Source organism: Microcoleus sp. Pol1C5 (assembly GCF_036701115.1).
GTDB lineage: Bacteria > Cyanobacteriota > Cyanobacteriia > Cyanobacteriales > Microcoleaceae > Microcoleus.
Window position 1 is genome coordinate 1 of the sequence record NZ_JAUBQE010000104.1, and the last position, 9,263, is coordinate 9,263.

Below are 9,263 nucleotides of genomic sequence, written 5' to 3' on the forward strand. Positions count from 1 at the left end.
TGTTTTTATGTCTATTTGGAAAAAGAACACCTGTTTTTGGGTTGAAGATAATCCCCAATTATAAATGGGGGGACTCGATACAGAAAAAACTTATATTTAACTCTGCTTGAATATATGGATCGCTCCTGTTCTTAGTTTGCGATCGATTATTAAGCAAACCCTAAATAATGTAAAATCCCAGACCATCCTGTTAGAAAGCCAATGACATAATTTGTTAAATGTGATAATATTTCCTGAAGTTTTACACGGAGTTCGTCAAGATTACTAAAGACTAACCTAGCTAAAAACCCTTTGATGTATTTCCATACTCTTTCTGTTGGATTTGCTTCAGGACAATAAGGAGGTTGAAATAGTAAAATAATATTGTCGGGCAATTCAGATGTGATTAAAAGATGACCGGGATTATTATCGACGGCTCTCCTGAGTTTATGGTGTAAAATGTACCTAATAATACATTTACCGTTATGAGCTTTCATCTAGACTATCTATTAGCCTTGCCTGGAGTCAGGGTTGAAACTTGTACTCAAGTTGAGGGAAAAATTTTCTTGGGACTGAGCATTTTATCAGAAGGAATTGTTTGTCATCATTGTAAACATTATACCGAAAAATTGCATCAAAATTGACCAATTATAGTAAGAGATTTGTCGGGTTTTGGTCGTCCTGTGTATTTAAAAATCCCACAACGGCAGTTTTACTGTCCTAGTTGCCAACGGTATCCCGCAGAAAAAATAGATTTTTTGGACGTTAAAAGACGGCATACTCAACGATACGAACAAAATATTTATGAGCGTGTAAAACAATCGAGCATGGAGCAAATTCTCCGAGAAGAACGACTGAGTTATGACGGAATAAAAGGAATATTTGAACAGTAAATAAGAGCAAAAAAACTAATTAGAAACTGGTTAAACGCATTTCTATCGACGAGATAAGTATGCGAAAAGGTCAAGGAAATTTCGTGAGTGTTGTTAGTGACATTTGTGAGGGTAATTTAATTGAGATGATTGATTATCATCGCTCGGAAGAAATCATTGAAATCTTTCTGAAACAGCCGATTGAGGTTCGGAAACAAGTTGAGGAAGTGAGCGTAGATAGGTGGGGAGGATTCCCTAAATTTATCAAAAAAGTATTCCCAAATGCCCTAGTTGTTATCGCTAGTTTTCATGTAATGAAAGTAGTAAATAAAGACTTAAATAAGTTACGTAGAGCAGCAGGAATAACAGATAGGCAAAGTAAATATTTATTATTAAGTAATCGAGTAAAGTTGAATCTAGAGCAGATTGATAAATTAGAATTGACACTAGAAAAATCAGAATGTTTGAGAATTGCGTATGAGATGAAAGAAAAATTTAGAGAAATATATGAGACTAATTTGACGGTCGAAAAATGGCCGAAGAAAATCAAAGAGTGGCTCAATCATGCACAAGTATTTTTTAGAGAATCTGCCTCAACAATTGAGAATCATTTTGAGGGTATTTGCAACTACTTTCTTAATCGCATCGCAAGTGGAGTCATGGAAGGAATCAACAATCGGATTAAGTTGATAATGCGACAAGGGTATGGTTTTTCTAATTTTAATAATTTTAGGAATCGCGTATTAGCTTGCTTTTCTGATTAGATAAACTTATAACCATAAGTTCAGGAGAGCCATTAATTTAGATGCGTTTACCCTGGATGGATAATTGCTTCACCGTATTGAACAGGCGCGCAAAGCCGTCTGAACAACCTGTAGGAGTTCCGCGCGACTGGCTCCACTTGCTGCTTGCACCGACATTCCAAAGTTGACCGTGACGACAAAGCGAGCGAGGGCTGCGGGGTCAGCATCAGAGGGCAAGTCACCTTCTGAGACAGCACGCTCGAAGCGATCGCAGATAGCAGCCTCGCCTGATATGCGGCACTCTGCCAACTCTTGATGGAGTGGATTGTCTGGATCGACAGAGGAAAGCATACTCTGTGCGTAGAGACATCCTGATGGGTTGCACGGATTAGTTACCAAATCAACAACACCAACCATCATCCGCTCGATAACTCTCCGGGCAGTTGGCTCGGAGAGTGCTTCACACAGGTAGGCAGTTTGCCGATCGCGATAGCGATCGAGCGCCTTGCGGAACAAGGTTTCCTTGTTGCCAAAGGTCGCATAGAGACTGGGACGGTTAATGCCCATCGCTTCGGTTAGATCCGTCAGGGATGTTCCTAGATAGCCCTTGCGCCAGAATATTTGCAAAGCTTGTTCTAAGGCTTCGTCTATATTAAAAGCGCGAGGTCGTCCCTGCACTCTATGAGGCTTTTTCGTTTCCATACCGTTCAGTATAAAACTTCCTTGACACCCAGATTGAACCAGGGTATATTTTTTGTACCAATCGGTAAGTAAATCACCGATACCGGCAATTACAGGCCTACCGGAGCAAATCATGACAAAAACACTCGCAGGCAAAGTTGCATTGGTTACGGGTGGATCGCGCGGTTTAGGGGCAGCGATCGCCAAACGTCTTGCCCGCGATGGGGCAGCAGTTGCTCTCACCTACACCAGTTCGCCCCAAAAAGCTGATGAGGTGGTGCGCGACATTGAGGCGGCAGGGGGAAAAGCTTTGGCAATCCGCGCTGACAGTGCGGATGTGGAAGCGGTGAAACATTCCGTTGCCGAAACCGTTAACAGCTTCGGCCACCTTGACATCCTCGTCAACAACGCGGGGGTTGCCACTTTAGCTGCGATCGATCAGTTCTCGATGGATGAATTTGACCGACTTGTTGCGGTGAATGTCAGAGGCGTTTTCGTAGCAACTCAGGAGGCGATTCGCCATATGGGTGAGGGGGGACGGATCATCATGATTGGCAGCATTAATAGTGATTCCACCCCCTTTGCAGGGCTATCGGTCTATGCATTAACCAAGGGGGCGATCGCCAGCTTTACACGCGGTCTTGCCCGCGATCTTGGATCTCGCGGTATCACCGTTAACAACATCCAACCTGGTCCAATTGATACCGATATGAATCCCGCAGATGGAGACTTTGCCGAGGAACTCAAAAAGAGCATTGCCCTCGGTCGCTACGGACGGGATAACGAGGTTGCTAGCATGGTTTCTTATCTTGCCAGTCCTGAAGCCGCCTTTGTCACTGGCGCAAGCCTCAAGATTGATGGCGGAGTTACAGCCTAAACGAGATGTCATCAGACTTGCGATCACTAAACTTTATTCAAAAAAAACATCATAATGTGACAAAAACTCTCAGGAAAAGTCGCTCTTGTCACTGGCGGCACTAGCGGCATCGGTCTTGCCACTGCCAAGCGATTCGTTGCCGAAGGTTCCTATGTCTTCATTACAGGTCGCCGTCAGGCTGAATAGGATGCCACCGTGGCAGCAATAGGCAAGAACGTCACGGGCGTTCAGAGCGATGCCTCGAATCTGGCAGACCTCGATCGCCTTTTTGCCACAATCGAGCAAGAGCAAGGTCGCCTAGATGTAATCTTCGCCAACGCTGGCGGTGGAGAACTCGCCCCGCGAGGATAGATCACTGAGGAACAATTTGACAAAACCTTCAATACCAACGTTAAAGGCCTGCTGTTCACGGTGCAGAAGGCTCTGCCGCTGTTGCCAGAAGGTGCTTCCATTATTTTGAATGCCTCGATCACTTCCATCCAGGGTATTCCAGCGTTTAGCGTTTCCCGGATACAATCTCATGGGGCTGAGCGAGGAACAGGTGCAGGGTTTTCTGGCAACACAGGTCAACACAATCCCGCTGGGACGAGTGGGTACACCGGATGAAATTGCTAAAGCAGTCGTTTTCCTCGCATCCGATGATAGCAGCTTTGTGAACAGCATCGAACTCTTTGTAGATGGAGGCATGGCACAGATATAAAGCAACAAAACTGCAACTGAAGGAAATCAAGGTGATGTCTCCAATCTCATAGATATCGATCGCTATCTACACCACAATTGAGTAAGAAAGATGACGGCAGCTATATCACTGACATTGAAATGTTTGTTGATGGGGGTGTAGCACAAATCTGAAGAGGGCGATCGCCATAGATGTTATCCACATTTCATACAGTTTTTGACCAGATCCTTTATTCTTTTGGGATGGTACAACCTCAAGCCAACAACCCCTACCCATGAACCAGGAGGTAAAAAGATGAGCACAATCACCACTAAGGATGGTACACAAATCTATTACAAAGACTGGGGGACAGGACAACCCATCGTCTTCAGTCACGGCTGGCCGCTGAGTGCGGATGCTTGGGAATCGCAGATGTTTTTTCTCGCCTCGCACGGCTACCGCTGCATCGCCCACGATCGTCGGGGTCATGGGCGATCGAGCCAACCCTGGCACGGCAATGAAATGGACACCTACGCTGACGATCTGGCGGAACTCTTCGAGGCACTCGACCTTAAGGATGCGGTCACGATCGGACACTCTACCGGCGGTGGCGAAGTGGCGCGGTTTATTGGGCGACACGGAACATCACGGGTTGCCAAGGCGGTGCTAATGGGCGCAGTGCCGCCGATCATGGTCAAGACGGAGGCCAATCCGGGTGGGCTGCCCATTGAGGTCTTTGACGGCTTTCGGGCGGCGTTTTTGGCTGACCGATCGCAGTTCTTCCTCGATGTGGCCAGCGGCCCGTTTTTCGGCTTCAATCGACCCGGTGCCAAAGTCTCCCAAGGTCTGATCCAGTCGTGGTGGATGCAGGGGATGATGGCTGGTCACAAGAACGCTTATGACTGCATTAAGGCGTTTTCGGAAACTGATTTCACCGAAGATTTGAAGAAGTTCGACGTGCCAACGCTGATTATTCATGGCGATGACGATCAGATCGTGCCGATTGGTGCTTCTGCCCTTTTGTCTGCGAAGCTGGTCAAGAATTCGATTTTGAAGATATATCCCGGCGGAACGCATAGTCTGGGCGACACGAGTAAAGACCAACTCAACGCCGACCTGCTGGAATTTCTCAAGTCCTGACTCGGTGCGCGAATGTGAGACATCACAGTTAAAGATCCGAACGGGTGCATTCTCTTAGGTTCGCAACCGTTTCGGATAGCTTGTTCAAACTCAACAATCACAACACTTATAACGATGAAAAAACTAGAAGGAAAAATCGCAGTCGTCACAGGTGCGTCTAAAGGTATTGGTGCTTCTATTGCTAAACATCTGGCAGCCGAAGGTGCAGCAGTTGTCGTTAACTATTCATCAAGCAAAGAAGGGGCCGATCGCGTGGTTGATGAAATTACCAGCGCAGGCGGTAAGGCGATCGCTGTACAAGCAAATGTTGCTAAAAAGGCAGAGATCGAACATCTTTTTTCAGAGACGCAGAAAGCTTTCGGCAAGCTAGATATTTTGGTCAACAATGCTGGCATTTATGAATTTTCCCCACTGGAAAACATCACCGAAGAGCACTTCCACAAGCAATTTGACCTGAATGTGCTGGGATTGCTCCTCACCTCACAACAAGGTATAAAGCACTTCGGGCCAGAAGGCGGTAGCATTATCAATATCAGTTCGATCGTCAGCACTCTCGCAACCGCGAACGGCTCAGTCTATAGTGCTACCAAAGCAGCGGTCGATGCCATCACGAAGTCGCTTGCCAAAGAACTCGGTTCGCGCCACATCCGTGTCAATTCCATCAATCCTGGGATGGTGGAAACAGAGGGTGCGCAGACAGCGGGAATTGCTCAGAGCGAAGGTCGCAAACAAATTGAAGCGCAAACCCCACTGGGTCGAATCGGACAGCCGCAAGACATTGCACCTGCCGTCGTTTTCCTTGCGTCCTCTGATTCAGGATGGATTACTGGCGAAACTCTGTATATCACGGGTGGTCTTCGCTAGCTTTGACAGCGTTGCATTTTTCTCTATACCAAGTACAGCGCCAAGCTAAAGCATCCTAACCGCAGTCGGCACCGTTCCATGCAAGGCATTGCTGATTTGGTAATGATTTAGCTATTTCAAAAGCAAATTCCTACGTAAGAAAATCATTACTTTTGAGCAATGCCGAATCAGGATGTGATAACTCAATCCAAACCCTATCTCAACGAGTAGAGAGGTTTGAACTTGGAGTGTGAGAGAGTTATGAAAGCAAACTATTCCCAAGGAGTTTAGCGCTAATGGAAACAGCAGATGTCATAGTCATCGGCAGTGGTCAAGGTGGCATTCCACTGGCGACTGATTTTGCCAGTGAGGGGCGCAAGGTTGTCTTGTTTGAGCGGGATGCTTTAGGCGGCAGTTGCATTAACTATGGCTGCACTCCGTCCAAAGCGTTCTTAGCAGCGGCTCATGCAGCAGGTCGGGCACGCCAAGCCAAAAAGTTAGGCATCCATGCGGAGGTTGAAGTGGATTTTCCCGCTGTTATGGAGCGAGTTCGGGGAATCCGCAGCGACTTTAATCAGGGGATTCGCAAGCGCTTGGAGACTGCGGGTGTCACCGTCATTTGTGGTGAAGCTTCTTTTGTGGGTGAACGAACGGTCAAAGGTGGGGATGTCACCGTTCAAGCTCCTCTAGTAATTATTAACACGGGTACGTCATCGCTGATTCCTGAGATTCCCGGACTTGCAGGAACTCCTTACCTGACTAACCGCAACTTCTTTGACTTGAACACTAAACCCGCCCGTTTATTGGTGATTGGAGGGGGCTATATTGGCTTGGAATTAGGGCAAGGATTGGCGCGTTTGGGCAGTCAGACTCACTTAATTGTGCGAGGCGAGCGCCTTTTAGATCGAGAAGAAGCTGATGTCAGCGAGGTCTTAGCAGAAGCCTTTAAGCAGGATGGAATTCAGCTCCATTTTGGTGTGAATGTAAATCAGGTTGCCCATGAGAATAATGTATTTAATCTGACGCTGAGCAATGGCGAACAACTTCAGGGAGAAGCTTTGCTGGTTGCGATTGGACGGAAACCCAATACAGGTGCATTAAATGCAGCCGCCAGCGGAATTGAGTTAGATGATAAAGGGTTTGTCAAAATTGACGACCAGTTTCACACCACCTGTTCTGGTGTCTATGCGATCGGGGATGCTGCCAAACAGCCTGCCTTTACCCATGTTTCATGGGAGGACTATCGCCGTTTAAAAGCTATTTTGTGTGGAGACAACCGGACGCGAGGCGATTGCGTTCTTGGCTATGCGGTATACACAGAACCCCAGGTGGGGCGAGTGGGAATGACGTTAGAACAGGCTCAGAAACAAAGCATCAACGCGCGTGCGGTTACGTTACCTATGAGCCAAATTGCGCGTGCGATCGAGTGGGGGCATGACCTGGGGTTTTATCGCATGGTAATCGACAGCGACACAGACAAAATCCTGGGAGCAACCCTAGTAGGATACGAAACTGCTGAACTGGTTCATGTATTTTTATCCCTGATTGAAGCGGGAGCGACATGGCAGTTGTTAGAGCGATCGGTTCACATCCATCCCACTTACGGTGAAGCTTTACCCAGTCTGGCACGGTTGCTGCTTTGAGATAATAGGCCGGGGTCCGAATATATGAAGAGGTTTTATCACGCTCGGCACTTCAAAATGTAGAGTAAAATAGTGCCAAAAAAGAAAAACCCGATTGCTGGGGAGGGTGACAAAGAGATCTACGAAATAGACTGTATAATGGTTACAGCCCGCATACCTTGTTGATAAAAGCGGCGTTTAGAAGCAGTTAACTTCATTAGCTGTTCCACCTCCCAAGAATAGTATTCTAGATAATTAACCCACTTTTCTCCATCTAATCCAACACCAAATGTACTCCGTCTGCGATATTTTTTCTTGGATTATTTGCGACAAAATACATATTTTTGTACCAGCTTTTTCTTCAGTGAGCGTGCCTTGGAATATTGCCGAACTGTACGCCAGTGTCATGAGCAGAATCATGTTAATAAGTCGGTTTCTTTTGAGGCTTGTTTCTTCAATATCATAGCCGACTGTTTTACAGTCTCGGAACATTTCTTCAATGCCCATCTGCTGCTTATAAGCATTGATGGCTGCTGTGAGCGAGGATGTCGGCGTAGTCCGTGTCTAGCAAATTGATTTGTTAGATCGGCGAGTCAGTCATTTCTCTGCATTCCATATTTCTTAGTGCTTCCCCATCATTTCACGCTTGATTCAGTTGGAGAGCGATCGTTACCCAGAGTACACAAAATACACAGCAGCAGAAACTCGCTTGACGATCGATCGCACGCAGTCCCGGCGACCCCTGGGTTTTTTAACTTGCTATTCTTAAGTTGTCCTACTGGTAGAGGTAGGTCTTTTCTATTTATTCGGCATCACTCAATGGCTAAGGCTACCAATCTCTATTTGATGCTGTATCCTAAACCTGCTCTTGCCAAAGTCCTTTTAGAGAAGCCAGAATTGCTTAAAGAGGTGTGATAGGGGTTCGAGCGCATTTCTGATGAGGCACTGACTGTCTGTGAAGTCCAATTGACATGAGCCGCTATTTTTTCGACGTACCAACCGCGTGCATTTAACCCAATGACTTCGGCGGGAGCCTTTGACTTTATGTGGTACATTTGCTGTTCTGATGTTGAAGAGGGTTCTCTCTTGTTGATGAGTCAGGGATACCCTTAAGCGAGTTCCCATATGTTAATGACCTCGGTAGATTTCTTCTCTGTCTTCATTTATTTTCACCTACTTTGGTTTTTTCGTGCCTATCTACTTATCACCGCTAGGATATCGAATCTATCGGTAATTGCGCGTTTGTCGGAAGTAAGGGAAAACACGCATAATATAAATTCCGTGAGATCGCGGATGGCAGCGCTGCATAAATAAAGCAAACTGATAGATAGGTTAAATAAAAATGAGCGAAATAAACAAGGTCGCTAGCAGTTTCCGAAGGTCTGAATCCAAGGCTGTATCTACCCCTAAACTCTCTTTTGGAGAGCGCAATATGTTGGCTTCTTTAAGGGAAACGACTCGCGCCTCGGAATACGCAAATTCCCCATCCAAAACCTGTGTATTCAAGGACTCCAGCATCAATGAAGGTGAATATTTTATTTCCAGAATTTTGGCTGGGGAATCTGACTGTATCGAGAAAATTACCTCGGCATTTCAAAAATCGGCCTCTATCCTGATAGAGATTGACAAAGTTCGCACAACTTCTGACGGACGCTCGTATCAACTGCAATTAGGCTCTGTTATCCTCAGTTCAGATTACCTCGATCCATACAAAACTTAATTGCCAAAATCTCACATTTATCAAATAAGCTTGATGAGATAACTCCGGGGCGTATCTACTAATAATGCCCTTAATGGAGTCTCCAATATGAGTTCTACATTCGCTCAAGTTAACTCACAATCTTCTTT

The 9,263-nt window shown here is 46.1% G+C and carries 11 protein-coding genes; 9 read left to right on the forward strand and 2 right to left on the reverse strand.

The window, feature by feature from the left end; translation table 11 throughout:
• Positions 1–149: 149 nt before the first annotated feature.
• Entirely contained in the window at positions 150–476 is a 327-nt protein-coding gene (locus QUA23_RS30090; protein ID WP_445243536.1) for a hypothetical protein, read from the reverse strand.
• Positions 477–931: 455 nt separating this feature from the next.
• Here QUA23_RS30090 and QUA23_RS30100 point away from each other — a divergent pair, with 455 nt between their 5' ends.
• Entirely contained in the window at positions 932–1,615 is a 684-nt protein-coding gene (locus QUA23_RS30100) for a transposase (RefSeq protein ID WP_333079241.1), read from the forward strand.
• Positions 1,616–1,684: 69 nt separating this feature from the next.
• On the opposite strand, the gene QUA23_RS30105 is transcribed toward QUA23_RS30100, so the two are convergent.
• Positions 1,685–2,410: a TetR/AcrR family transcriptional regulator gene (locus QUA23_RS30105; protein WP_333110676.1), complete on the reverse strand. Its 726-nt coding sequence runs from the start codon at positions 2,408–2,410 to the stop codon at positions 1,685–1,687.
• On the opposite strand from QUA23_RS30105, the gene QUA23_RS30110 reads away from it, so the two are divergent.
• The 8 genes from QUA23_RS30110 to QUA23_RS30145 all read left to right on the forward strand — a co-directional run bounded on the left by QUA23_RS30110 (position 2,409) and on the right by QUA23_RS30145 (position 9,135).
• Positions 2,409–3,152: a 3-oxoacyl-ACP reductase family protein gene (locus QUA23_RS30110; protein ID WP_333079244.1), complete on the forward strand. Its 744-nt coding sequence runs from the start codon at positions 2,409–2,411 to the stop codon at positions 3,150–3,152. The genes QUA23_RS30105 and QUA23_RS30110 overlap by 2 nt on opposite strands.
• A gap of 108 nt (positions 3,153–3,260) precedes the next feature.
• A complete protein-coding gene (locus QUA23_RS30115) occupies positions 3,261–3,338 on the forward strand; it encodes a hypothetical protein (protein ID WP_333079256.1) in 78 nt (25 codons plus the stop codon).
• Positions 3,339–3,347: 9 nt separating this feature from the next.
• Positions 3,348–3,503 (forward strand): hypothetical protein, encoded by a 156-nt coding sequence (locus QUA23_RS30120; RefSeq protein WP_333079247.1) that lies wholly within the window; start codon positions 3,348–3,350, stop codon positions 3,501–3,503.
• Positions 3,504–3,612: 109 nt separating this feature from the next.
• The gene (locus tag QUA23_RS30125; RefSeq protein WP_333079249.1) at positions 3,613–3,852 is read left to right on the forward strand and encodes an SDR family oxidoreductase; all 240 of its coding nucleotides are present in this window, start codon (positions 3,613–3,615) and stop codon (positions 3,850–3,852) included.
• Positions 3,853–4,125: 273 nt separating this feature from the next.
• Positions 4,126–4,950, forward strand: a complete 825-nt coding sequence (locus tag QUA23_RS30130) for an alpha/beta hydrolase (protein ID WP_333079251.1) — start codon at positions 4,126–4,128, stop codon at positions 4,948–4,950.
• A gap of 114 nt (positions 4,951–5,064) precedes the next feature.
• Positions 5,065–5,814, forward strand: coding sequence for a glucose 1-dehydrogenase (locus tag QUA23_RS30135; protein WP_333079252.1), 750 nt, complete (start codon positions 5,065–5,067; stop codon positions 5,812–5,814).
• 275 nt (positions 5,815–6,089) lie between these two features.
• Positions 6,090–7,436, forward strand: coding sequence for an FAD-dependent oxidoreductase (locus QUA23_RS30140; RefSeq protein WP_333079254.1), 1,347 nt, complete (start codon positions 6,090–6,092; stop codon positions 7,434–7,436).
• A 1,411-nt stretch (positions 7,437–8,847) separates the two neighbouring features.
• Entirely contained in the window at positions 8,848–9,135 is a 288-nt protein-coding gene (locus QUA23_RS30145) for a hypothetical protein (protein ID WP_333079255.1), read from the forward strand.
• Positions 9,136–9,263 lie beyond the last annotated feature (128 nt).

What these genes read in the sequence shown, in the direction of transcription:
- QUA23_RS30145 (WP_333079255.1), top strand. Translation starts at nt 8,848, where the DNA reads ATGTTGGCTTCTTTAAGGGAAACGACTCGCGCCTCGGAATACGCAAAT.
- QUA23_RS30105 (WP_333110676.1), bottom strand. Translation starts at nt 2,410, where the DNA reads ATGATTTGCTCCGGTAGGCCTGTAATTGCCGGTATCGGTGATTTACTT.
- QUA23_RS30090 (WP_445243536.1), bottom strand. Translation starts at nt 476, where the DNA reads ATGAAAGCTCATAACGGTAAATGTATTATTAGGTACATTTTACACCAT.
- QUA23_RS30135 (WP_333079252.1), top strand. Translation starts at nt 5,065, where the DNA reads ATGAAAAAACTAGAAGGAAAAATCGCAGTCGTCACAGGTGCGTCTAAA.
- QUA23_RS30140 (WP_333079254.1), top strand. Translation starts at nt 6,090, where the DNA reads ATGGAAACAGCAGATGTCATAGTCATCGGCAGTGGTCAAGGTGGCATT.
- QUA23_RS30130 (WP_333079251.1), top strand. Translation starts at nt 4,126, where the DNA reads ATGAGCACAATCACCACTAAGGATGGTACACAAATCTATTACAAAGAC.
- QUA23_RS30125 (WP_333079249.1), top strand. Translation starts at nt 3,613, where the DNA reads ATGCCTCGATCACTTCCATCCAGGGTATTCCAGCGTTTAGCGTTTCCC.
- QUA23_RS30110 (WP_333079244.1), top strand. Translation starts at nt 2,409, where the DNA reads ATGACAAAAACACTCGCAGGCAAAGTTGCATTGGTTACGGGTGGATCG.
- QUA23_RS30100 (WP_333079241.1), top strand. Translation starts at nt 932, where the DNA reads ATGCGAAAAGGTCAAGGAAATTTCGTGAGTGTTGTTAGTGACATTTGT.